Genomic DNA, 23,495 nt, shown 5'->3' with positions numbered 1-23,495 from the left:
TACCCGCCCGACAATGAAGAGTTGTTGCCAAGAAGCGGGCGCACCTGCCCCTCGGGGACCGATTCGCCGCCTGCTTTCTTACCTGCTCTATGCCGTAGTAGCCGCCGTGCTGGGCTTCGTGCTCTGGCAGCAATGGTCGGCCTGAACACGCCCTAGCGCCCTTGGGCAGCTGTCGTCAGCGCCCCATGTTCAATCCCATTTCTGATTTTATGTACCGCATACCGCTTTCCCTGCTGGCTCTCGCCGGCATGCTTACTGTGACCAGCTGTTCGACTGAATCAGATTCCAGTAGCGCTACCAATACCGTTACTACCCCTACCAACGGCCCGGCTGATGGCACGGCTGAGCATAGTGGCGGACACACCTACGCCTGCCCCATGCACCCCGAAGTGACCAGCACCAAGGAGAGGGAAAAGTGTCCTAAGTGTGGCATGGCCCTGGAGCACAATGACCAGGTGGCAAGCAACGGCAAATCGTACGAGATGAAGTTCGTACCTACCCCCCTAGAGCTAACGGCCGGTCAGCCATCTATTCTGGCATTCACACCGCGCGAAACAGGCAACGAGTCGGCTCCCGTGCCGCTGGCGCTGGTGCACGAGAAGAAGATTCACCTGATCATTGTCAGCAAAGACCTGGGGCAATTCTACCACGAGCACCCCGAGTACACCGCTGACGGGGACTACAAGGTGAAGTACACTTTTCCCAAAGGTGGCGAGTACGTGCTGTTCCAGGATTACACGCCTACTGGCTCCAGTCACCAGTTAGGACGGCAGCCCATTACCGTGAAGGGACCCGCGTACACCCCTGTCAAGTTCAAAAACGACGACATGCAGTGGGAAAAGGACGGCTACCAGGCTACCCTCTCCTTTGACAAAGACCTGAAAGTCGGTCAGTTGCTGGGTATGAAAATCAACATCACCCAAGGCGGACGGCCGGTGACCGACTTGGACAATTACCTCGGTGCCCTGGGTCACGTGGTGGTCATCAGCGAGGACACGGAGAATTACCTGCATGTGCATCCGAATGACCAAGCCGACAAGGGACCCGCCATTGGCTTCAACACCAACTTCGAGAAGCCCGGCCTCTACCGCGTCTTCCTGCAATTCAACCACGGTGGCCAGATCCACACGGGCGACTTCACCATCAACGTGAAGGCCTAGTCACTTTCCTTTTCCACTAACCCAACTACTTCCCATGAAGAAGACTGCATTTCTGCTTGCCGCCCTATGTTCCGGCACGTTGCTGCTCAGCAGCTGCAACAGCGACAAAGCCACTGATTCGACGGCTACCACTACAGAAACGGCGACCTCGCCCGGTACCTCCGCTTCGGGTGACATGGCCGGCATGGACCACTCCGCTATGGGCCACGGCGAGGGTAGCAGCAGTTCACCGCTGATGGTTTCCATGAATGAGATGATGCAGAAAATGGACGCCGTGAAGATGATAGGCAACACCGACCACGACTTCGCCCACCACATGCTGGAGCACCACAAAGGTGCCGTAGCCATGGCCGACATCGAGCTGCGCGACGGTAAAGACGCTACCATGCGTCAGATGGCCGAGAAAATCAAAGCCGACCAGCAGAAGGAAATCGCGGAATTGGAAGCCGTAGCCACCCGCCTGGACAACGCCCCGACCAACTACAAGCCGCAGGACCCCTCGGACCCTTTCACCAGCAAGATGAATGCCTCCATGGACGGCATGATGAAGAACATGCCCCAGCCTGTGGCAGACCCCGACATGAACTTCAACATGCTGATGATGGTGCACCACCAGAGTGCGGTGGATATGGCCCAAGCTGAGCTGGCGCACGGCAAGGACACCAAGCTCAAGGAGATGGCGCAGAAAATGATCGATGCGCAACAGAAGGAAATCGAGCAGTTCAAAACCTGGCACAGCCAGAATGCCGACAAAATGTAGTCGGTGGCCACCAGCTCTACACCTCTTTTGACTCACCTACCCCTCCCATGAAGTTCTCACAGTTGCTCCCCGCCCTTTTACTGCTGATGGCCCCGGTCTCGCTAGTAGCCCAGCACACGCATAAACCAGGTACTGCCTCCCACTCTCACCAAGCGGCCGGTGAAAACCACGCCCATACGTCGCCCCACGGCGGCATCGTACGCACAGCGGGCAGCTTTCACATCGAACTCGTGCAGCAGCCCACTCAGCTCCATGTATACCTACTCGACGCGAAAGAAGCCACTGTTACTTCGGCTGGCACCACTGGCTCGGTGATGCTGCTGACAACGGCCAATAAAACCAGCACGGTGACTCTACTCCCCAAGGGAGATCATCTTGTCGCTACTGTACCAGCGGGTACGAAAGTGCGCACAGCCATCGTGAGCCTGAAAGCCAGCGGTAAAACGCTGACTGCCCGCTTTGAAAAGCTGGATGCGACCACTAAAACCGGCAAAGCCGTTTCGGCTGCCTACGGCTGTTCCATGGGATGCGAAGGCAGTGCCAGCGACAAGCCCGGTACCTGTCCCAAGTGCGGCATGGCCCTAGTGAAGAAATCGTAGGGGAAGGTTCGCTTACGGACGCGGTGTACCCGGTCCTATTCCACCCTGGCCGCTCGCTGCTGCAACAGTGGGCGGCTTGCCCGGGTGGTCTTTAACCTGATTGTATGAAGTACTTTGGAATACGTGCCCTTCTCGGATGGGTGGTGGTGCTGACCTTACTGATTGGTGCTGACCCGGTTCGAGCGCAAACCGTTACGGTCAGCCTGGACAGTGCGGAAGAGCAGAGCTTGCGCCGTCACCCCCGGCTGCGACAGTCAGAGCAGGAAATTGCCGAGCAACGAGCGCTTAAGCAGGGCTCCTTTGCCCCCGCCAACCCGGATTTCCTGTTTTCAGCGCCTACGGGGGAAATGTGGGCGCCAGGCGTGGTGCAAACCATTGACTTGCCCAACGTGTACCGGCGACAACGTCAGGTAGCTCAGGCCGGCATTACCCTCGCAGAACGCAACCGCGAGGTAAGCCGCGCTACCGTGTTGCGCGACACCCGCCTGGCCTACCTCGCGCTGCAGTTTGCCGAAGCTCAGGTACGGCAGCTCACCTACCAGGACAGCTTGTTTCAAGCCCTGCGTTTGGCTACCGAACGACTGTTTGCCGCCGGCGAAGTCACCTCCCTTCAGCGCATCAGCACTGACGCGGAGGCCCGGCAGGTTACGGTACAGCTGCAACAGGCTACGGACGACCAACGAGCCGCGCAGCGTCGTCTGAGCTTGCTTCTAGGTCGCCCTACGGAAGCATTGGTCACTAGTACGGATCTGAGGCGTAGTGGCCCGGAGCTGGCTCAGACCGGCACAGCCCTGCTCGGCAGCTTGCCGGCCGAAGACAGCACGGCTTTAGTGCGCAGCCCTACCCTAGCTGCCGCCACTCAAAACGTGGCCCTGAGTCAGTCGGGTATTAGTCTGGTCCGCGCCCGGCGCACCCCGGCGCTTACGGTCGGCTATCAGAATCAGGCCTTTGAGAACTCTGCCATCAAGTACCGCTTTCAGTTTGGGGTGTCCTTGCCCATCTGGTTCTGGACGTACCGCTCCCAACTCCAAGCGGCCACGGCCCGCTCACAAGCCGCCAGTTACCAGCTGCAAACTCAGCGCCTGGAGCTGAGTACTCAATACCAGCAGGCCCTGGCCGACACGCGCAAGTTCTCCACCTCCCTGGGGTACTATGAGCAAACCGGCTTGCCTCAGTCGCGGGCCATCATCAGCCAGTCACAACGACTGTTCCGGGCCGGCGAGATCAGCTACCTGGTGTTGATCCAGAGCCTGAATCAAGCCTTTACCATCCAGAATACCTACCTGACCACCATCCGAGACTACCGTCAGGCATTAGTCGAACTCACTTACCTGCGGGGCGAATAACATGAAACACCTCCTGATTTTGCTGTTGAGTCTGCTCCTGTCGAGCAGTAGGATCTTCGCCCACGGGGGCGAGGACCACGGAGAAGGGGCTAAGGCTTCCACCCCAGCAGGCGCAACCTCTTTCTCCGTAGCGGCTCTCTCCGAGCAGTTTGAAGTGCTGCTGCGCTACGAGCCGCTGGAGGGAGGCAAGCCCGCTGATCTGCGGCTGTTCCTGTCTGATTACGCCACTAATGCCCCCATCAAGGGAGCAAAGCTTACGCTCACCAATCCGGAAGACGCCAGTCTGAAGTGGACGGCCACCGAACAGGAGCCTGGTATCTACCTGATAGAGGGGGAGTTCCCCGCTAACAAGACCTACAGCTTTACTGCCAACATCGTAGCCGGCACCCAAGCCGATCTGCTGTTGCTCGAAGGCATCAACGTCGGGGAGAAGCTACCCGTGGCAGCCGCAGCACCTAGTACCGCACCCTCGCTTTTCTCTTCCTGGAAAACCATCCTGGCCCTGATCAGCGCCTTTACTCTCGGCATCGCTCTGACCGTGCTATTCATGCGTCGGCGTCGCTCAGCCGCTCCAGTACCCACTTCATCCTCCGCTGTCTATGAAAACCACGCATAAACTTCTCACGGCAACGGCTACCCTTGGCTTCGTACTGACGGTGCTGCTGCCGCCCCCCTTGACCGTATTCGGGCATGGAGGGGAAGACCACGGGGGGGAAGCAAAAGCTAGTACCGGCGTAGCCCTCCCGGACGAGGTGCTGCTGCCTAAGGAAAGCCAGTTCCTGTTTCAGGTGCGCACCAATCTGGCCGCTTACTCGGCCACGTACAGCCGCGCTACGCTGTATGGCACCGTCTCGGCTGCGGCCGGTGGGGAAGGCCGCATTGTGGTACCCCAGACCGGACGTATCGTGCGTCTCGCAGCCCAGGTGGGGCAGGTAGTGCGGGCTGGTCAGACGCTGGCCGTCATCGAGCAAACCCTGGATGCTACGCAGCAAATTGGGTTAAGCACGGAGCGAGCGAATGCACAAGCCGAGTTGCGGGCTGCCCAGCAGGATTATGCGCGCCTGCAAAGCATCGCCGATATTGCTGCCCGTAAGGATGTAGTGGCAGCCGAGTTACGCTTGCGCCAGGCCCGGCAGAACGCGGCCATCCTTAATGGGCAAGCCCGGCAGCGGCAAGTAAGCATCACCTCGCCCGTGAGCGGGACGGTGGATGTGTTTAACCTGGCGGTGGGTCAGCAAGTCAATCAGGGGGATGAGCTGTTTCGGGTCATCAACCCCGGTAAGCTGCGGGTGGAAGCCCAGGTGTTCGCCCAGGATCTAGCCAAGGTGACGCCTGGCGCGCAGTTTCGCGTGGAAGGCCTGCAGGGCCAGGCGGGTGTACCGGCCCGGCTGGTGGTGTTCAGCAACGTGGTAAACCCGGTGAACCAGGCTCGGCAGCTTATCCTCGAACTGGACGCGGCGGAGGGTAACGCCTACCGCCCCGGTCAAGCAGTGAACGTGCAGGTAGTAGGCCAGGGCAACCAGGGTACTAAGCAGCTGGTGGTGCCGACTTCGGCCGTAACCGATCTGAACGGCAAGCCCGTGGTGTTCGTGCACACCGAGCCGGAGCACTTCAAGATTCGCTACGTGCAGCCCGGCAGTGTCAACGGCGAGCAGACTGTGCTCCTGCAGGGCGAAGTCAACGAGAACGACCGGGTAGTTACCCAGGGTACTTACCAGCTCAAGTCTATCTACCTCAATCAGTAAGGATGCTCGACCAGATAATCCGCTTTGCGCTGCAGAATCGCCTGCTCATGCTGGCCTTCGCCGTGGGCCTGCTCCTGGCGGGCACCTACACGGCCCGGCAGCTGCCCGTGGACGTACTACCTGACCTGGACCGCCCCCGCGTGACCGTGTTTCTGGAATCCCCCGGCATGGCCCCGGAGGAAGTGGAAGCCCTCGTAACCTTGCCCGTGGAAACGGCCCTGAACGGGGCCACCGGCGTGTCAGCCGTGCGCTCCAACTCGGCCATTGGCCTGGGTATGGTATTCGTGGAGTTCGACTACGGCACCGACATCTTTACAGCCCGGCAGATCGTGAGCGAGAAGCTGCAGACCGTGAGCGAGCAGTTGCCAACTGGCATCACGCCCGTGCTGGGGCCTATCTCCTCCGTGATGGGGCAGATTATGCTCGTCGGGCTCTCGGGAGGCCAGCAAACCAACGCCGCCGACCTACGCACCCTGGCCAACTATACCGTGCGCCAGCGCCTGCTCTCGATTCCTGGCGTGGCGCAGGTCATTCCTATCGGGGGCGACAACCTGCAGTACCAGGTGCTCCTGGACATGCCCCGGCTCAACGCCACAGGCATCACCGTCAACCAGGTGGAGGAGGCATTACGTCAGTCCAACCTGAACACTACCGGCAACTTCTTTGACCGCAACGGCTCCGAGGTTCTTATCCGCAACCTGGGCCGGCTGCGCTCGGTGCAGGACATTGAAAACATCATTGTAGGCTACCGCGAGCAGTCACCGGTGCGGGTAGCCGACATTGCCAAGGTCGAGTTTGGGGCCCGCTTCAAGCGTGGCGACGGTAGTGTGAACGGTAAGCCTGCCGTCATTCTGAGCATTGAGAAGCAGCCGGGGGCGGCCACGGTGGGCCTCACGCAAGCCGTGGAGAAAGCCCTGGCGGAACTCAAGCCCTCCCTGCCTAAGGATGTGAGGGTAAACACCCGCCTGTTCAAGCAGTCCGAGTTCATTGACTCGTCCATCACCAACGTCGAGGAAGCCCTGCGCGATGGAGCCATTCTGGTGGTCATCGTGCTCTTTGCCTTCCTGCTGAACGTACGCACCACATTTATCTCCTTGGTAGCCATCCCGCTCTCCTTGCTGGTAACGGCGTTGGTGTTCCGGTTCGCTGGGATCAGCATCAACACCATGACCCTGGGCGGACTGGCCATCGCCATTGGGGAACTCGTGGACGATGCTATCGTGGATGTAGAAAACGTGTACCGGCGCCTGCGTGAAAACCGGCACTTGCCTACCCCCCGGCCCGTGCTGCAGGTGATCTACGCGGCCTCTTCTGAGGTGCGAAATTCCATCGTGTACGCCACGATCATCGTGGTGCTGGTGTTTCTTCCTCTGTTCGCTTTGGAGGGCATGGAGGGGCGGATTTTTGCTCCCTTGGGCATTGCTTACATCACCAGCATCGTGGCGTCTCTGTTCGTGTCGCTGACTGTTACGCCGGTACTCTGCTACTACCTGCTGCCGCGCATGAAGCAGATGGAGCACGCAGAAACGGATGGTGGTCTGGTAAGATGGCTCAAAAAGAAGGACACCCGTCTGCTCAACTGGGGTCTGACGCATCCGAAACTGGTGTTGGCCGCGACAGGCTTGCTCTTCGTGATGGCCACCGCTATGGTACCCTTCTTCGGCACCGAGTTTCTGCCGCCCTTCAATGAAGGTTCGTTGACGGTGAACTTCTCAGCCCCAGCCGGCACCTCCCTGGCCGAGTCGAACAAGCTCGGTACCCTAGGGGAAGAGCAAATGCTCAAGATTCCGGAAGTAGCCTACACTGCCCGTCGCACCGGCCGGGCCGAGCTCGACGAGCACGCCGAGTCGGTCAACAACTCGGAAATTGAGGTGGCCTTCAAGACCGAAGAAGAGCTGGAGAAAGAGGGCAAGCAGATGCGCAGCCGCGACGAAATCCTGGCGGACATGCGTCAGAAGCTCAGCCTTATTACCGGCGTCAATGTGAACATTGGTCAGCCTATCTCCCACCGCCTGGACCACCTCTTATCAGGCGTGCGGGCCCAGGTGGCCATCAAGGTGTTTGGCAATGATCTGCTGGAGCTACGTCGTTACGCCAATGAAATCCGTAGCGTGGCCAGCACCGTGCCGGGCGTGGTGGACCTGCAAGTGGAAAAGCAGGTGCAGATTCCGCAGCTGCTCATCCGCCCCCGCGATGAGGCCCTGCGCGCTTATGGCATGGAGCGGGGCGAAGTCGTGCGTGACCTGGAAACCCTGTTCCAAGGTGCCATAGTCTCTCAGATGCTCGACGGGCAAAAGCGTTTTGACTTGGTAGTGAAGCTTCCTGAAGCGCAGCGCAACGACATCGCGGCCATCAGCCAGACGCGTATCGAGACCCCCAGTGGGGCCCTGATCCCGGTAAGTCAGGTGGCCAACATCAGCTATGAGCCGGGACCCAATACGGTTAACCACGAAAACACCCAGAGGCGAATCACCATCTCGCTCAATGTGGCCGAGCGCGACCTGGGCTCCACCGTGCAGGAGATTCAGCAGAAAGTCAGCCAGCAGGTGAAGCTGCCGGCGGGCTACTACCTCACCTATGGTGGTCAGTTCGAGAGTCAGCAATCGGCTTCTCAGAAGATTCTCTGGTTGAGTTTGTTTTCCCTGGCTGGCATCTTCCTGGTGCTCTACTCCCACTTCAAATCCACCTATATGGTAGGACAGATCATGCTCAACATCCCGCTGGCATTGATCGGCTCGGTGGTAGCAGTGCTGCTCACCGGGGGCACCTTCAGCATCGCCTCGCTGGTGGGCTTCATTACCCTCACCGGTATTGCTTCGCGCAACGGTATCATGATGATTTCGCACTACATCCATCTGGTTGAGCACGAGGGGGAAACGTTCGGCAAGCCCATGATCATTCGCGGCTCCCTGGAGCGTCTGGTACCGGTATTGATGACGGCACTGGTAGCCGCACTGGCTTTAGTACCCCTCACGCTGGCCAAGGACGCCCCAGGCAAGGAAATCCTCTACCCGGTAGCTACCGTGATTCTGGGAGGACTTTTGAGCTCTACCTTCCTCGATATCATTGTCACGCCGGTGGTATTCTGGCTCGTAGGGGAAAAAGCCCTAGCGCAGTACTTCGCCTCCCACCGGGAAGCAGGCCTCGGCGACCACCCGCAGGAACTGGACGCGCAGCCGCTGACCCCGCTCTCGGATGCAAACCCTGTGCTCCCCGCTCGTTAAGCCATGTCCGCGACTGCTAATTCTGCCGCGCACGTAACTGTGCTCTACATCAAGCATATGGTCTGCGCGCGGGGCATCCGTGTGGTACGACAGGAGTTGGAATCCATTGGATTACAGGTACTCGACGTGCGCTTAGGTGCCGCTACCGTGGCGGGTTCACCCCAGCAGTTAGACTGGCTCCGTATCCGGGCGACCCTGGAAGCAGCCCGGTTTGCCCTGCTGGATAACTTCCACTTAACGCTGGTGGAACGAGTCAACTCCGCAGTGCGTCACCTGCTGCGCCAGAGGGGGCAGACTCTGCAACACCGTACTTTTGGAGCAGCTGTGGCTCGCGAGCTGGGCGTGTCCTATCCACAATTGCGTGCAGCAGTTGCGAAAGCAGGTCTGGGCAAGACGGTAGCTGGTTACCTCCTAAGCCTGCGACTGACTTATGCGCAAGAGTTGCTCGCATCTTCGACGCTCAGTGTGGGTCAGATAGCCCGACAACTAGGATATACCAGTCTGGCGCACTTCTCCGGGCAGTTTCGGCGGTTGATGCAGTGCTCTCCCTCCGTGTACCGGCGACAACTACGGACGACTAGTGAGGTGAGTGCCACTTACACTCCTCTAAATGATGCAGGTAAGAGAACTTGAAGTGTAAAACTGCTGGTAACAAGCCGGTTATACTTGAGCGTGTCCCCTAGACACATTAAAGGGTTAAATCACGGCCCTGATGAAATGTTTGGTCCAGACGTTACCTAGCAGTAGTCCTGCTGCCGTAAAGTACGCAGGGTAGTAGCACTCGAAACCTGTTAGGTCCCCCTATCAGTTCATGGGCTTTTTCTCAAACACCACGATGTTGTCATCCAAAGGCAACTCCTGCCGACGCGTTTCTAGTGAACCTCCACTGGCCGTCTGGCAGCGGTAGCGGTCGATGAGGTAGGGTACCCCCTCACCCCGCAGCAAGGTGGCGGATGTTGTAACTTCGAAATGCAGGTGCGGCTCGCGCGCATCCCCGGAACCGCCAATGCCCGCCAACACCTGACCTTGCCGCACCCGGTCCCCAACCTTCACGCGCACGCTGCCCGGCCGCAAATGCATGTAATGTGCAAAATGCCCACCGCCCAGGTCCAACACGAGCGAGTTCCCCGCCACGGTTTCCAGAGTAATTGGCACAGCGGGGCGAAACGAAACCCCGTGTCCCGGGGTGTTGTCGGGCAGGCCGTCGCGGGCCATCACGACCCGGCCAGCTGCTACGGCCAGCACGTCCTTGCCGTAGCAATGGTAGGCGCGCACGTCCCTCGCATCGCCCACGAACGAAGCGCCTTCCTGGACCTGCTTCCAATCGATGGCGTAGCGTCGGGAATCCACGGCCTGCCCACCCAGCAGCAGGATGCCGCGCCGGTGGTGATTGTCCGGGTCATTGCTGGGCCCGTCGGCTGCCAGCCAGTTGGCGCCATCAACTGGTGGCCCCAGCACGCGCAAGGCCGTATGCTGAGTCCCAATAATCGCTCCCTCTACGGCGGAGTCGTCCGTACTCAAGCGATGCACCAATCGAGTTGGCATCCGGGCCTGGCGGTCGACCGCGACAGAAATGAATACGATGGCACTCTGGCCAGGGCCAAGAAGAAGCCGTTCCGTTGGCACAGCCGGGGTGGGCACGCCACTAAGCTGCAACATGGTTGCCAGCTGCGTAGGCAAGAAGGTCGTGATGGGCGGGGTACTCTCGGCGTTCGCGTCAAGCACCTCCAGCCGACGCACCGCCACAGGAACAGTTCCAAAATTCGTTAGGTACAACTCGTACACTAGATGAGTATGTGCCCCACTGGGAAACGCGGTGGGGGCAAAGGGCACGCGCATTTCCAGCTGCAGGGGCCACAGCGACGGTTCGGCCGCCCCCTTTTGGCGCTTGCTGAGCTGAGCTGGCAGGGAATCAATGCCCGCCGCGCCTGGCACCAGGGCCATGCCGCAATGCGCACACGTGCCCGGTGCGGAGTAGCGGTCCGAGTCACAGCCTTTATCGCACGGCCCGCACACCCAAGTGCCTGAGTCTTTTACAGGAGTAACCTGGGCCCTGGTGTGGCCGCAGCACCAACAAATCAACAGGAAAGCAACGAGCAAGCGTGCGGTTTTCATGGGGCAGCTTTATTTCTGAATAATGGGCACTCGGCTGGTCGACTCGCCGTTTGAGGTTGACTCTAAACGCCGCAGTTGCCGCACGTTGCGGAAACCACACTGCGCGGCAATGTTTTCCATGGTCAGGGCAGAGTTCTGGCGCAATGTGGCCGCCAATTCCCGGCGCAGGGCCGTGGTATACTCGTTAATACTGATGCCAGTGGCTTGGCGGAAGGTGCGGGTGAGTGTACGCGGGCTCATGTGCACCATCTCGGCCAGGACGTTGATGGTTGCCCCCATGGCGAGGTTGTCAGCCAGCCAATCCTGCACTTGGTGCACGCCCGAGTGCAAGTGGTTGCGGTAGTCCAGGTAAACGCTGAGCTGGCGGTGCTGCGCCCCGCGCCGAGAGTACACCACTAGTTCACGAGCTACTTTGGTCGCGAACAAGGGCCCATGCCGTTCCTCTAGCAAATACAAGGCTAGGTCGATACCCGCCGTTAACCCCGCGCTGGTGTCGATGAGGCCGTCCCGCACAAACAGCGTGTCGGCCTGCGCTCGCACGTGCGGATAGCGGGCTTGGAGTTCGGCCAGTCTCCGCCAGTGGGTGGTGCATTTTTTGCCATCCAGTAGCCCAGCGTGCGCCAGGATAAACGCGCCGGTGCAAACCGAACACAGCCGCACACCCCGGCTGTGCTGTTCCTGGAGCCACCCAAAGAAGGCGGTTCCTTCTTGCCGAAAGGCTTCCGAGCGTAGGTACTCCATAGCCAGCCCCGGGAGAAAAATGACATCCCCCGGTACCAGAGGCACTTCAGCAAAGGGAACCAAGGGCCCCAGCCCCAAGCCGGCCGCACTGCTCACCACGGACTGATAGGAGCAAAACGTCAGCCGGTAGGGTTGGCCATACGTAGCGGCCTCGTAGAAAACCTGAACCGGACCGGTCAGATCCAGCAGATGCACCGCGGGCGGCACGACGAACAAAAGATGGGGTAGGGGTTTCAAGCAGGCGGTTAGTAGAGAGACAAAAGTACCGAATGGCGAAGGCAACAATGGGTCGTTTACCGGACATTTTGGGCCAATTGCGCACCGCAAAGCTGCCGCCCGCATGATGGGTAATTGCACCCACTGCCCTGGCACTGCGCAACGTCTTGTCTACAAGAGTAGAACGTGCAGATGATGGCCCGTTGTATCAGCTTAGATTGTGACTGTGCTTACATCTGTGTCCTGACTGCCCGCCTCGTGGCTCACGGCTCGGAACATGCCCAGCACCTGCTGCGCGAGTGCGCGGAAATCTGCCATGCTTGTGGGGGTAGAAGGTGCTCAGCACGCGGACCATAGAGAACATTGTCGTCTGTGTGCTGAAGCATGTATGCGGTGTGAAGAAGCCTGTTTAGCCGAAGTAGCAGCTTAACTTCTCGCTGAACCTGAAGAACCGGCCTGTCAGAGCACAGGTTGGCTTTTTGGGTCCCTGGAGACCTGGAAATCATGCAAGCGGCCGGCTTAATTCTGTACCCCTTTCGGTAGGTAGACCACTACTTTTGGATGTTTCCAGTTCCAATCCGCCTTTGGTAGGCGCACTACCTTTCCCGTACCATGAAAACGCTCCAGTTCAACACGAATATCAACTGTGGAAGCTGCATCAAAGCTGTCACTCCCACCCTCAATGGCGAGAAAGCCATTACCTCTTGGCAGGTGGATACGGCTAATCCGAACAAGGTGCTGACGGTGACCGGCGAAGTAACAGAAGAACAGGTGCTGGCGCTAGTAGAAGATGCCGGCTTCAAAGCCGAAAAGGCGTAGCCAGCCCCTAAGTCCGACTGCAGCATACAACTGGGTAGGTCACAGAAAGGGACTCGCTCTGAAATTGATGGTGTACCATCCATCTGATCGAGCCCCTTTCTGTGACCGTGTTGCGTCGTCGTGAGGTATGAAGGGTGTTAAAACTCGCACTATGACGTAAACTCGGGACATCTGTCATCCTTCTTGCTTGTCTGATGTCTGAACTCTCCCATATCACCTGATGCGGACAGAATCATCACGTTGGTAGAGTTCGTGTTATAAGCTAAAATCCATGTTGTCGGCTTGGGTGCTGGTGAGGAGTTACTTAGCCAGTGAAACACGCGAGTATGCGGTCGGCTTGGCAGCGCTCAACTGGTGCTGGGTGAGGAACCTTTCCCAGCTCTAGCCGGTACAAGCAGCAGTTCCATCCCGGAACTACTACCTTTGCCTAGATGCGTTTCCTGTCTCTGTTCTTCGCCTTTTACTTCGCCTGCCTGTCGACGCTGACGTGTGCTGATGAGGTAGCTGTGTGCCAGGACCAGACGCAGACCATCGTGGCGGCTTCCTCCCACGCTGATTGTAGCGCGGCCGATGTCGGAGACTGGTGTTCCCCCCTGTGCCAATGCCATTGCTGTGGTGGTGCCGTCTCTCCATTACCTTCCCTGGCAGCTCCTGCCTTGCAGAACGCGCTGGAATGGGGTTCTACGGAACGTCATGCCCATTCTCTAGCTGCCGCCCCGACGCGGGCACCCGCCGCCGTCTGGCAACCGCCGCGGGTCTAACCCTCCCCCCTTTTTCCTGCTGAGTACTCCTCAAGGGCAGTTCGTGTCTGTATGCCACGGACTACCCCTCGTATGGGCGCATCGCGTCCTGGTGGGAGTACCTCCCGTGCCGTTCCCGCCCGCGTGGCCGGAACGGCCGGTCAGGCAGGGTTTTACGGAAGCGTTAGACCTTACCCCAGCGACGGATGTTCGACCGGCTGATCTATTTTTCTATTCACAACAAGCTCATCATCGGGCTGCTCACCCTGGCGCTGATTGCCTGGGGCAGCTACTCACTGAGCCGGCTGCCGATTGACGCGGTACCCGACATTACCACCAACCAGGTCGTCGTCTACACGGTGGCCCCCTCCCTGGCAGCCAGCGACATCGAGCGCCTCGTATCCTTCCCCGTGGAGCAGAGCCTGGCCACCATTCCCGGCCGGGAGGAAGTGCGCTCCTTTTCCCGCTTTGGCCTCTCGGTCGTCACCATCGTCTTCGAGGACAAGATTGACATTTACTGGGCCCGCCAGCAGGTCGGCGAGCGGCTGCGCGAGGCGGAAAGCCAGATTCCCGCCAGTATCGGCCGGCCGGAAATGGCCCCGGTCAGCACCGGCCTGGGCGAGGTGTATCAGTATCTGGTACGGGCCAAACCCGGCTACGAGCAGAAGTACGATGCCCGCGAGCTGCGCACCATTCAGGACTGGATTGTGCGGCGGCAGTTGCTGGGCACACCCGGCGTGGCGGACGTGGCCAGCTTCGGCGGGCAACTCAAGCAGTTTGAAATCCGGCTGGACCCTACCCGGCTCCGCTCGCTCGGGGTTACCACGGAGCAGGTTTACCAGGCCGTTTCGCGCAACAATCAAAATGCGGGCGGGGCCTACCTGGATCAGAAGCCCACTGCCTACTTTATCCGCACCGAAGGACTGGCCGAGAATGCCGCCGATCTGGGTAACATCGTTGTGCGCAGTACCCAAGGGGGCATGCCGGTGCTGGTGCGTGACGTAGCCGAGGTACGTCTGGGCTCGGCCGTACGCTACGGAGCCATGACCCGGAACGCGGAAGGGGAAGTGACCGGGGGCTTGGTGCTCATGCTCAAGGGGGCCAATGCCAACGAGGTCATCAACGCCGTGAAGCAGCGCATGGAGACCGTGCGCAAGTCCCTGCCCGAAGGCGTCACCATCGACGTGTACCTGGACCGTTCCGACCTGGTCGGCCGCGCCATCAGCACGGTACAGACCAACCTGATCGAGGGGGCCCTGATTGTGCTGTTCGTACTGGTGCTCTTCCTGGGCAACTGGCGCGCCGGGCTGGTAGTGGCTTCGGTCATTCCGCTGGCCATGCTCTTTGCCATCAGCCTGATGCGCCTATTCGGGGTGTCCGGCAACCTGCTCTCGCTGGGGGCCATCGACTTCGGCCTGGTCGTGGACGGAGCCGTGATTATCGTCGAAGCCATCGTGCACCGCCTGCACGGCGGGCAGCTCCAGGTGCCGGGCAACCGGCTGACCAGCGCGCAGATGAACGAGGAGACCTACCACGCGGCCAGCAAGATTCGCTCCTCGGCAGCCTTTGGGGAAATCATCATCCTGATTGTGTACCTGCCCCTGCTGGCACTAGCCGGCATCGAGGGGAAGATGTTCCGGCCCATGGCCGAGACGGTCGCCTTTGCCATCGTCGGCGCTTTCATCCTCTCGCTTACCTACGTGCCCATGATGTCGGCCTTGGCGCTGAGCCGCTCGACTCAGCCCAAGCGCAACTTCTCCGACCGGATGATGAGCTGGCTGGAAGCCCGCTACCGGCCGGTGCTGGAGTGGGCCCTACGCCGGAAGACAGTGGTGTTGTCAGCGGCTCTGGTTCTATTTGCCGGCGCTCTGCTGCTGTTCCGTACCCTGGGCGGGGAGTTTATCCCCCAGCTCGCGGAAGGCGACTTTGCCATCGAAATGCGCACGCTGACCGGTTCGTCGCTGAGTTACACAGCAGAGAAAAGCCAGCAAGCCGCGAGCATCCTGCAGAAACAGTTTCCCGAGGTCAAGGAAGTGGTGGCCAAGATCGGCGCGGCCGAGATTCCCACGGACCCCATGCCGGTGGAAGCCGCCGACGTGATGGTAATTCTGGAGAAGGATCAGGGGAAGTGGACCTCGGCCAACACGCAGGAAGAGCTGGCCGAGAAGATGGCCGAAGCATTGAGCGTGATTCCCGGGGTCACCTTCGGCTTTCAGCAGCCCATCCAGATGCGCTTCAACGAGCTCATCAGCGGGGCTAAGCAGGATGTGGTCTTGAAAATCTACGGCGAGGACCTGCAGCAGCTGGCTTCCTACGCCGAGCGTGCCGCCCGTCTGGTACGCCAGGTGGAGGGCGCGGAGGACGTATACGTGGAGCAGGTCACCGGTCTGCCGCAGATCGTGGTGAAGCTGGACCGCAACCGCCTGGCCCGCTTTGGCCTCAACGCTGAGGACGTGAATCGCACGGTGCAGACGGCCTTTGCCGGGCAGAGTGCCGGCCAGCTCTTCGAGCAGGAGCGACGCTTTGACGTGGTGCTGCGCCTGGCCCCGGAGTTGCGCCAGAACATCGGCAACGTGCGCCAGCTGCTGGTAGCCACCCCGGCCGGCGAGCAGATTCCGCTGGAGCAGGTAGCGTCGGTAGACCTGCAGGAAGGCCCCAACCAGATTCAGCGCGATGACGCCAAGCGCCGGATTACGGTGGCATTCAATGTGCGCGGCCGGGACGTGGAAAGCGTGGTAACGGAGCTGCAGGGCAAAGTGGATCAGCAGTTGAAGTTTGCGCCCGGTTACTACACCACCTACGGCGGGCAGTTCGAGAACCTGCGCCAGGCCACCGAGCGCCTAAGCATCGCCGTGCCCGTGGCGCTGGGGCTCATCTTCGTGCTCCTGTTCTTCACCTTCAAGTCTCTGAAGCAGTCGGTGCTCATCTTCACGGCCATTCCCCTCTCGGCCATCGGTGGGGTGCTGGCCCTGTGGCTGCGCGGCATGCCCTTCAGCATCTCGGCCGGGGTGGGCTTCATTGCCCTGTTCGGGGTAGCGGTGCTCAACGGCATCGTGCTGATCGGCTACTTCAATCAACTCAAAGAAGAAGGCCGCACGGACCTCTACCAACGCATTCTGGAAGGCACTCAGGTACGCCTACGACCCGTGCTGATGACGGCCACGGTGGCCTCGCTGGGCTTTCTGCCCATGGCCTTGTCTACCTCGGCCGGCGCGGAAGTGCAGCGTCCCCTAGCAACCGTGGTAATCGGTGGACTAGTCACCGCAACCCTGCTGACGTTGCTGGTGCTCCCCGTGCTGTATGCCTTATCTGAGCGTGGTAAGACATCTGCTCCGCAGCCGACAGCTTCCCGTTCCTTGCCCGTTTCGGTGCTGCTCGTGGCACTGGGGCTGAGTGGAGTACTGAAGAGCACGCCAGCGCACGCCCAGGGTCCTCTGACTGCCACCCAGGCCGTAGGACAAGCGCTGCAGGCTAACGGCACGGTACAGGCCGCGCAACGCTCTTTGCAGGCACAGCAAGCCCTGCGACGCACTTCCTTTGACGTCGGCCGCACCACGGTGCTGGGTACCTACGGGCAAGTCAACTCCCCTCTCTCCGACAACGTGCTCAGCATCGGGCAGACCATTGCGCTGCCGGGGTACTATAAAGCTCAGGCGGGGCTGAGTCAAGCTCAGATCAGCGGCCGGGAGCAGCAGCTGGCCCAGGTGCAGGCCGAACTCCGCCGGCAGGTACGACGCAGCTATGAGCAAGCGGTCCACGCCCGGCATCGGCTGCGTACCCTGCGCGGCCAGGACAGCATCTACCGCGAGTTTCTGCGCTCGGCCCAGCTCCGCTTCAAAACCGGCGAGGCTGCCCGCCTGGAGCCCGCCAATGCGTTGATTCAGCAGGGCGAAACGCAGAACCTGTTGGCTCAGGTCCGGGCGGATTACGCCATTGCCCAGCGTCAGCTGCAGGCCCTGCTGCAAGCACCCCAACCCGTGACCATCGCCGACAGCACGGTGCACCTGCTGCCTACTCCGTTCGTCGCTGCGGACACCGCGGTGCTGGCTCTCACTCCCCAGGCGCGGGTATTACAGCAGCAGATTGCCGAGCGCCGGGCGGAAACCCGCGTGGAGAAAGCCCAAGGACTGCCCCAAGTGAGCGTGGGCTATACCAATCAGTCCCTGCGCGGTACGTACGAGATAGACGGACAAGCCACGACCTACGGCACCGGCGACCGGTTCCAGAGCGTACAGGCCGGCGTAGCGATTCCCCTACTGCGCGGCCCCCAGAAGGCCCGGGTGCAGGCCGCCCAGTTGCAGGAGCAGGTCGCCACGGCGACCTACCAGCGCTACCGGGCGGAAGCTGCCAGCCAACTGGAGGAGCTACGCCTGCGCCTGCAGGAGCAACACCAGCGCGTGCAGTTCTACGAGCAGACCGGCCTACCACAAGCAGCCGTCATCGTCCGGCTCAGCCAGCGCGCCTACAAGGCCGGTGAAACAACCTACTCCGAGCTGCTGCTCAACCTGGAGCGTGCCCTGAGCGTGCGCACCGCGTACCTGGACGCCGTGCTCCAGCACAATCAAACCGCCATTGACCTGGACTACCTGCTGGGCGCTACCGCCCAGTAAGGCAACTCCTTTTCCTGAACCGAACCCAATGCATAAGATTGCAACCCTGATGTTGCTGCTGAGCCTGACCGTGGCCAGCTGTACCAATAAGAACGAGAACGAAACGGCCGAAGCTACCCAGACACCCGCGTCGGCGGAGGGAGAGGAAGTCGAAGGAGCAGAAGAATCCTCGGACTTGGTTTCCCTTTCGCCCGCCGAGCAGCAAGCGGCGGGTATCCAGACCGGACGCATCCAGAGCCGCCCGATGGGAGCCGGGTTGGCGGTAACGGGTACCCTGGACGTACCGCCGGAGAGTGCCGTCTCCATTACTGCCCCGCTGGGGGGCTTCGTGGAAAGCACCGAGCTGCTGCAAGGAGCCCGCGTGCGCAAAGGTGAGGTGCTGGCCACCATCCGCAACCCGGAGTTCGTGACCCTGCAGCAGGACTACCTGGAAACCCGCGCCCGGTTGGCCTACGCCCGCACGGAGCTTGCCCGCCAGAAAGAGCTCTACGAGCAGGAAGTCGCCCCGCAAAAGAACTATCAGCGTGCCCAGGCCGACTACAACGCCTTACAGGTACAGACTAACGCGCAGGCTGCCCGATTGCGGCTGGCCGGCCTTCCGGTAGGCGGCAAGATGGTTACTACGGCAAGCCTGCGGGCTCCCCGGGCGGGGTTTGTGCGTGCCGTGAACGTGACGGTCGGCCAGGCCGTGACGGCCACCGATGCCCTGTTTGAAATCGTGGACCCCGAACACCTGCACGTCGAGCTCACCGTCTTCGAGCGGGATGTGGCCCGGGTACAAAAGGGGCAGCTGATCCGCTTTACCCTGGCCAGCGACTCTACCGGCTCCCACCGGGAGCGCACAGCTCACGTGTACCTGGTCGGCAAAGCCATCGGCGAGGACCGGACGGTACGGGTACATGGCCATCTCGACCAGGAAAACGACCCAGCCTTGCTGCCGGGCCTCTACGTGCGCGCCATGATTGAAACCGGCCGCACGGATGCTCCCGTGCTACCGGACGCGGCTCTGGTGCGCTTTGAGGGCAAGAACTACGCCTACGCGGTGGAAGCACCGGGCCGCTACCGGATGGTGCCCGTTACGCTGGGGCGTAGCGAGGACAACTTCACGGAAGTCACCTTGCCCGAAGCCGTGCCGGCCACAACCACGTTCGTCACGACGGGAGCCTACTCGTTGCTCGCCAAGATGAAAAACGCCGAAGAAGAAGAATAGACCATGGCTCACCCCCAAGAAGACACGCTCATCGCCCGGCAGATTACGCCGACGCCCATGCGCCTGCTCGTGCTGGAGGTGCTGCAACGGCACCCCGCCGCGCTCAGCTTGGCGGATGTGGAACTCCTGCTCGGGCACGCGGACCGTATTACCGTGCACCGCACGCTGAAAACCTTTACCGAGAAGGGACTCGTGCACCGCATCGAGGACGGCAGCGGAGCCGTCAAATTTGCCCTGTGCGAGCCCGGCTGCACCCCGGAGCACCACCAGGACCTGCACGCGCACTTCTTCTGTACCCGCTGCCGGGAAACGTCCTGCCTGCCCACGGTAGCGGTACCCATCATTGCCTTGCCAGGAGCGTACCAAGTGCAGGAAACCAGCCTGGTGATGAAGGGGCTGTGCGAGAACTGCGCCAGCGCCGGCTGAAACAATGCAATAGCATTGCATCGTCCGGCCCCCGAGGTTTGCCACCTCTAGTTGATCTACCTCATTCTTCCGCTCATGCCTGACCCTTCTCTAGATAAAACCAACGAGGAGCTGAACACCGCCAAACAGGTGCAGCTCGAAAATGTGGGCGCGCTGACCCGCGACCAACTCTCTCCCGACGCCGCGACGGAGCCCCAGGGCCACGACGTACCCGGTCATGACCACGCGCCAGCGGCGGATACCACACCCGATGCCCAGGCCGGGCACACCCATGAAGAAGGTGACGACCATGACCATGAAAATGCGGGAGCCAGCCCTTACCTGTGGCCGGGCGTGAGTCTGGCGCTGCTGCTGGCCGGTATCGCGCTGGACTACTTCGACGTTTCCTTCTTTAGCGGCACCGTACGCCTGCTGTGGTACGGGGTGGCCTTTTTGCTGGTCGGCTGGAAAGTCATCAAGGCGGCGGTGCTCAGTATTCCATCCGGGAACGTGTTCAACGAGTTTCTACTCATGAGCCTGGCCACGCTCGGGGCGTTTGCCATCGGCGAGTACCCGGAAGGAGTCGCCGTGATGCTGTTCTATACCGTGGGCGAACTGTTTCAGGACGCGGCCGTGAACCGGGCCAAGCGCAGCATCCGGGCCCTGCTGGAGATTCAAGCCACCGAAGTTACCGTGCTGCGCGGGGGGCGTAGTCTGGTGCTGGATCCCAAGCAGGTCCAGCTGGGCGATACCATTGAGGTGAAGCCCGGGGAGAAAGTAGCCCTGGACGGGACCCTGCTAGCTGGACCGGCCAGCTTCAACACGGCCGCTCTTACCGGCGAGTCGGCTCCTCAAACCAAGCAAACCGGGGACGCAGTACTGGCCGGCATGATCAACCAAGAGTCACTGGCGCAGGTACAGGTAACGGCCACTTACCAGGATACGAAGCTGGCCAAAATCCTGTCCATGGTGCAGGACGCGGTCGGGCGTAAGGCGAAAACCCAGCTGTTCATCACCCGCTTTGCCAAAATCTACACGCCCATCGTCGTGCTGCTGGCCGCGCTGCTCCTCGTCGTGCCCTACTTCATGGTGGACGACTACGTGTTTCGGGACTGGCTCTACCGGGCGCTCGTCTTCCTGGTCATTTCCTGCCCCTGCGCCCTGGTCGTGAGCATTCCGCTGGGCTATTTCGGCGGCATCGGCGCGGCCTCCCGAGCCGGCATCCTGCTTAAGGGGTCCAACTTCCTGGACGTGCTGCGGGAAATCGACACTGTGGTGATGGACAAGACCGGTACGCTGACTCAAGGCGTGTTTGCCGTGCAGCAGGTGCAGCCCGCCGCTGGGTTTGACGCTAAGCAGCTGTTGCGCCTGGTCGGAACCCTGGAAACGAAATCGACCCACCCCATTGCCAAAGCCGTAGTGCAGCACGTCGGTAACGCAGTGGCAGGCGTTGCGGTGGAAAACGTGGAGGAAATAGCCGGTCACGGGCTGCGCGGCCGGGTCGATGGCCTGGACGTCCTGGCCGGCAACACCAAGCTGTTAACCAAGTTTCAGGTTCCCTACCCTCCAGAAGTAGATCAGGTAATAGATAGTATTGTGGTTGCGGCCGTGAATGGTCAGTACGCCGGCTACCTGACGGTGGCGGATGCTCCCAAAGCCGACGCAAAGCAAACCGTGCGCGAACTGCGGGCTGACGGCATCACGAAGATCGTCATGCTCTCGGGGGACAAGGACAGCATTACGCAGCGGGTAGCCAAGGAGCTCGGTATTGACGAAGCCCACGGTGGGCTGTTACCGGAAGACAAAGCCCGTTATGTACAGCAATACCTCACGGAAGGTCGGAAGCTGGCGTTTGTGGGGGATGGGGTGAACGATGCACCTGTAGTAGCCCTAGCCGACGTGGGAATTGCCATGGGCGGCTTGGGGTCGGACGCGACGATTGAAACAGCTGACGTGGTCATTCAGACAGACCACCCCAGCAAGATTGCGACGGCTCGGCGCATTGCCCGCGCTACCCACTCAGTCGTGTGGCAGAACATCTGGCTGGCGTTTGGAGTGAAAGCCATCGTCTTGGCTCTTGGAGCGGGTGGCGTGGCCACGATGTGGGAAGCCGTGTTTGCCGACGTCGGAGTGGCTCTACTCGCGATTCTGAACGCGTGGCGCATTCAACGGATGAAGTTTTGAGCTCCTGTGCTGATGTAGTCGCTGCTCCTTTGTCGACGAGTGGTTAGTGGAGTTGCTACGTCAGCATGCGCTGTCATTAGAGTACGCGACTCCCTAGTCGAAGTGATGACGTCATATCATTCTCGACTAGGGAGTCGTGTACTCATACATGTACACGCTTACATGTCATGACAGCCTGTAGGCTGAGTCTGTGAGCGTGTCGATGCCCTCATCGGAGGCGCCCCAAAGGAAGAAGTCTACGTTTGCTGCTCAAACAAGTCACCCCCCTGCCCCCCTCCAGGAAGATGACTTCTGATTGCTGCTCCCGTGGACTGCAACCAGAAGGTTGCTGTTCGCAGGTGAGAGTCGTTACAAGTCGTCGAAAAACGTTGCTCTCCTCAATCCTCTGGCATGGAGGATGAGTAGCCCGCCACCCCGAAGAAACGGAAGTGGGTCGTTGCAGAAGCGGTTCAGGCAGCGGCTCGTGCTACTGCCCAGTGGTAGTAGTTAGGTTGTTGTCCGGTACAAAACCACGCAAAAAAACCGAGTTAGCTATAAGGTACCGCAGGCGACTTGTGAGAAGAGTTCTATGTCCGAACTGGACTCACATGACTTCTTGCTGCAGTGGAGCTCTCTATAATCTACTAAATAATCCGTCGTCGTGCAAGCTGGAGGCGGTTGACGTCGAAAAAAGTTACATTGGGTAGCTGTTGGACCCTGCGTTGACATGATGATCCAAGTCCTGCAGTAAAGTGGCAGAGACAGGATGGAGTGAGCGTGCACGTGTGAGCAGAGAGTGATATTGCCGTGTATTCAGTTGGTTCTCTCTCGACCCAGATAATGCGGCTCAGTAGTACACTAGATAGCTAACTCGGTGTACTATGACTCAACTTCACGTCACTGATTACGCCCACGGGGACAGTGAAAGTGGCATGATGAGACGATGAGAAACGGCCGCACAAGAAAAAATGGAAAAAATCTGAGGTGTCGTGAATGCGAGAGCACTGGGTACCCTAAGAAACACCCCCCGGTGCGCAGGAGTAACCAGACTACCCCCCCCCTTTTTTTACAGCTCCGTTCAGCAGCTAGTGAGTTAAACGGTTCACGTTTAAATGTCACAGAGTTACAAGTTCACTACGCCCAGTTAGTCTCCGGTAACGCCTCCCACATTTGTGACTTCAGGTGAACCATAGTGGTGGTGTGAGACTGACGCTGCTCCATTGCTAACTCAAGATTGACTACTGAAAAGAGTTGTCATAAGTCGCCTAGTCCAGGAGCAGAAGCCTATCTGTCTCAAAGACAGCAGACCTCTCAATCAGCTTCTTCCATACCAGGACACTTCACTAGTTCATGAAGTGGCATACCCAGTGCTTTCGTGAGAGAGAGCAGCACGTCGATTGTAGCGGAGAACTGCGCTGTTTCGATGCGGTGTACAGTCATCTTAGACACATCTGCATAATCGGCCAGCTCCTGCTGGCTCAGTCCGCGCTGTTCACGCAAGTGCCGAAGACGAGCACCGAATGCTTTAACACCAGCCGGATTTTTCACGGTTGGCAAGCTCCCACAGGACTACAGTAATATTGTCTACATATATGTAGATTGCATGAGCAAACGTCCTACTTTTGCAGAGCACATTACCCCT

General features: G+C 60.0%; 19 protein-coding genes. 16 read left to right on the top strand and 3 right to left on the bottom strand.

All coding sequences use genetic code 11. From position 1 onward, the window contains the following. Window positions 1-13: 13 nt before the first annotated feature. The 9 genes from K3G63_RS22975 to K3G63_RS22190 all read left to right on the top strand — a co-directional run bounded on the left by K3G63_RS22975 (window position 14) and on the right by K3G63_RS22190 (window position 9,467). Window positions 14-145, top strand: a complete 132-nt coding sequence (locus K3G63_RS22975) for a hypothetical protein (RefSeq protein ID WP_259404651.1) — start codon at window positions 14-16, stop codon at window positions 143-145. 64 nt (window positions 146-209) lie between these two features. Then, entirely contained in the window at window positions 210-1,160 is a 951-nt protein-coding gene (locus K3G63_RS22225; RefSeq protein WP_220616353.1) for a heavy metal-binding domain-containing protein, read from the top strand. Window positions 1,161-1,194: 34 nt separating this feature from the next. Further along, window positions 1,195-1,920, top strand: coding sequence for a DUF305 domain-containing protein (locus K3G63_RS22220; protein ID WP_220616352.1), 726 nt, complete (start codon window positions 1,195-1,197; stop codon window positions 1,918-1,920). A gap of 47 nt (window positions 1,921-1,967) precedes the next feature. Then, window positions 1,968-2,519 (top strand): heavy metal-binding domain-containing protein, encoded by a 552-nt coding sequence (locus tag K3G63_RS22215; RefSeq protein WP_220616351.1) that lies wholly within the window; start codon window positions 1,968-1,970, stop codon window positions 2,517-2,519. Between the two features lie 104 nt (window positions 2,520-2,623). Next, on the top strand, window positions 2,624-3,865 hold the full coding sequence (locus K3G63_RS22210) for a TolC family protein (RefSeq protein WP_220616350.1): 1,242 nt from the start codon (window positions 2,624-2,626) through the stop codon (window positions 3,863-3,865). A gap of 1 nt (window position 3,866) precedes the next feature. Continuing rightward, entirely contained in the window at window positions 3,867-4,481 is a 615-nt protein-coding gene (locus K3G63_RS22205) for a hypothetical protein (protein WP_220616349.1), read from the top strand. Further along, window positions 4,465-5,610, top strand: coding sequence for an efflux RND transporter periplasmic adaptor subunit (locus tag K3G63_RS22200; RefSeq protein ID WP_220616348.1), 1,146 nt, complete (start codon window positions 4,465-4,467; stop codon window positions 5,608-5,610). The genes K3G63_RS22205 and K3G63_RS22200 overlap by 17 nt, the downstream gene beginning before the upstream one ends. A 2-nt stretch (window positions 5,611-5,612) precedes the next feature. Continuing rightward, complete coding sequence (locus tag K3G63_RS22195) at window positions 5,613-8,834, top strand: efflux RND transporter permease subunit (RefSeq protein WP_220616347.1); 3,222 nt, start codon at window positions 5,613-5,615, stop codon at window positions 8,832-8,834. A 3-nt stretch (window positions 8,835-8,837) separates the two neighbouring features. Next, window positions 8,838-9,467 (top strand): helix-turn-helix transcriptional regulator, encoded by a 630-nt coding sequence (locus K3G63_RS22190; RefSeq protein ID WP_220616346.1) that lies wholly within the window; start codon window positions 8,838-8,840, stop codon window positions 9,465-9,467. 171 nt (window positions 9,468-9,638) lie between these two features. Here the strand turns inward: K3G63_RS22190 and K3G63_RS22185 are convergent, their stop codons facing one another. Continuing rightward, window positions 9,639-10,778, bottom strand: a complete 1,140-nt coding sequence (locus tag K3G63_RS22185; protein WP_220616345.1) for a M23 family metallopeptidase — start codon at window positions 10,776-10,778, stop codon at window positions 9,639-9,641. Window positions 10,779-10,958: 180 nt separating this feature from the next. Then, a complete protein-coding gene (locus K3G63_RS22180) occupies window positions 10,959-11,927 on the bottom strand; it encodes a GlxA family transcriptional regulator (protein ID WP_259404650.1) in 969 nt (322 codons plus the stop codon). Between the two features lie 256 nt (window positions 11,928-12,183). On the opposite strand from K3G63_RS22180, the gene K3G63_RS22970 reads away from it, so the two are divergent. From K3G63_RS22970 to K3G63_RS22150, 7 genes are all read left to right on the top strand, one after another. Further along, window positions 12,184-12,336 carry a four-helix bundle copper-binding protein gene (locus K3G63_RS22970; RefSeq protein ID WP_310794623.1) on the top strand — a complete coding sequence of 51 codons (153 nt, stop codon included), beginning with the start codon at window positions 12,184-12,186 and terminating at the stop codon, window positions 12,334-12,336. A 182-nt stretch (window positions 12,337-12,518) separates the two neighbouring features. Further along, on the top strand, window positions 12,519-12,725 hold the full coding sequence (locus tag K3G63_RS22170) for a heavy-metal-associated domain-containing protein (protein ID WP_220616343.1): 207 nt from the start codon (window positions 12,519-12,521) through the stop codon (window positions 12,723-12,725). Between the two features lie 431 nt (window positions 12,726-13,156). After that, entirely contained in the window at window positions 13,157-13,486 is a 330-nt protein-coding gene (locus tag K3G63_RS23205) for a DUF6660 family protein (RefSeq protein ID WP_409070878.1), read from the top strand. A 185-nt stretch (window positions 13,487-13,671) separates the two neighbouring features. Next, window positions 13,672-18,075, top strand: coding sequence for a CusA/CzcA family heavy metal efflux RND transporter (locus K3G63_RS22165; RefSeq protein WP_220616342.1), 4,404 nt, complete (start codon window positions 13,672-13,674; stop codon window positions 18,073-18,075). A gap of 28 nt (window positions 18,076-18,103) precedes the next feature. After that, window positions 18,104-19,285, top strand: coding sequence for an efflux RND transporter periplasmic adaptor subunit (locus K3G63_RS22160; RefSeq protein ID WP_220616341.1), 1,182 nt, complete (start codon window positions 18,104-18,106; stop codon window positions 19,283-19,285). Between the two features lie 3 nt (window positions 19,286-19,288). Next, window positions 19,289-19,711, top strand: coding sequence for a Fur family transcriptional regulator (locus tag K3G63_RS22155; protein WP_220616340.1), 423 nt, complete (start codon window positions 19,289-19,291; stop codon window positions 19,709-19,711). Between the two features lie 75 nt (window positions 19,712-19,786). Further along, a complete protein-coding gene (locus K3G63_RS22150; protein ID WP_220616339.1) occupies window positions 19,787-21,874 on the top strand; it encodes a heavy metal translocating P-type ATPase in 2,088 nt (695 codons plus the stop codon). A gap of 1,290 nt (window positions 21,875-23,164) precedes the next feature. Here K3G63_RS22150 and K3G63_RS22145 read toward each other — a convergent pair. Continuing rightward, window positions 23,165-23,401 carry a helix-turn-helix domain-containing protein gene (locus K3G63_RS22145; RefSeq protein ID WP_220616338.1) on the bottom strand — a complete coding sequence of 79 codons (237 nt, stop codon included), beginning with the start codon at window positions 23,399-23,401 and terminating at the stop codon, window positions 23,165-23,167. Window positions 23,402-23,495: the final 94 nt, after the last annotated feature.

The organism is Hymenobacter sp. HSC-4F20 (assembly GCF_019599275.1).
Lineage (GTDB): Bacteria > Bacteroidota > Bacteroidia > Cytophagales > Hymenobacteraceae > Hymenobacter.
This window is presented reverse-complemented; position numbering and strand designations above follow the sequence as displayed.

Excerpts from the sequence above, each read along its gene's own strand:
- K3G63_RS22975 (WP_259404651.1), top strand. The coding sequence starts at position 14 with ATGAAGAGTTGTTGCCAAGAAGCGGGCGCACCTGCCCCTCGGGGACCG.
- K3G63_RS22160 (WP_220616341.1), top strand. The coding sequence starts at position 18,104 with ATGCATAAGATTGCAACCCTGATGTTGCTGCTGAGCCTGACCGTGGCC.
- K3G63_RS23205 (WP_409070878.1), top strand. The coding sequence starts at position 13,157 with ATGCGTTTCCTGTCTCTGTTCTTCGCCTTTTACTTCGCCTGCCTGTCG.
- K3G63_RS22155 (WP_220616340.1), top strand. The coding sequence starts at position 19,289 with ATGGCTCACCCCCAAGAAGACACGCTCATCGCCCGGCAGATTACGCCG.
- K3G63_RS22225 (WP_220616353.1), top strand. The coding sequence starts at position 210 with ATGTACCGCATACCGCTTTCCCTGCTGGCTCTCGCCGGCATGCTTACT.
- K3G63_RS22185 (WP_220616345.1), bottom strand. The coding sequence starts at position 10,778 with ATGGCCCTGGTGCCAGGCGCGGCGGGCATTGATTCCCTGCCAGCTCAG.
- K3G63_RS22195 (WP_220616347.1), top strand. The coding sequence starts at position 5,613 with ATGCTCGACCAGATAATCCGCTTTGCGCTGCAGAATCGCCTGCTCATG.
- K3G63_RS22220 (WP_220616352.1), top strand. The coding sequence starts at position 1,195 with ATGAAGAAGACTGCATTTCTGCTTGCCGCCCTATGTTCCGGCACGTTG.
- K3G63_RS22200 (WP_220616348.1), top strand. The coding sequence starts at position 4,465 with ATGAAAACCACGCATAAACTTCTCACGGCAACGGCTACCCTTGGCTTC.
- K3G63_RS22970 (WP_310794623.1), top strand. The coding sequence starts at position 12,184 with ATGCCCAGCACCTGCTGCGCGAGTGCGCGGAAATCTGCCATGCTTGTG.
- K3G63_RS22165 (WP_220616342.1), top strand. The coding sequence starts at position 13,672 with ATGTTCGACCGGCTGATCTATTTTTCTATTCACAACAAGCTCATCATC.
- K3G63_RS22190 (WP_220616346.1), top strand. The coding sequence starts at position 8,838 with ATGTCCGCGACTGCTAATTCTGCCGCGCACGTAACTGTGCTCTACATC.
- K3G63_RS22150 (WP_220616339.1), top strand. The coding sequence starts at position 19,787 with ATGCCTGACCCTTCTCTAGATAAAACCAACGAGGAGCTGAACACCGCC.
- K3G63_RS22210 (WP_220616350.1), top strand. The coding sequence starts at position 2,624 with ATGAAGTACTTTGGAATACGTGCCCTTCTCGGATGGGTGGTGGTGCTG.
- K3G63_RS22205 (WP_220616349.1), top strand. The coding sequence starts at position 3,867 with ATGAAACACCTCCTGATTTTGCTGTTGAGTCTGCTCCTGTCGAGCAGT.
- K3G63_RS22215 (WP_220616351.1), top strand. The coding sequence starts at position 1,968 with ATGAAGTTCTCACAGTTGCTCCCCGCCCTTTTACTGCTGATGGCCCCG.
- K3G63_RS22170 (WP_220616343.1), top strand. The coding sequence starts at position 12,519 with ATGAAAACGCTCCAGTTCAACACGAATATCAACTGTGGAAGCTGCATC.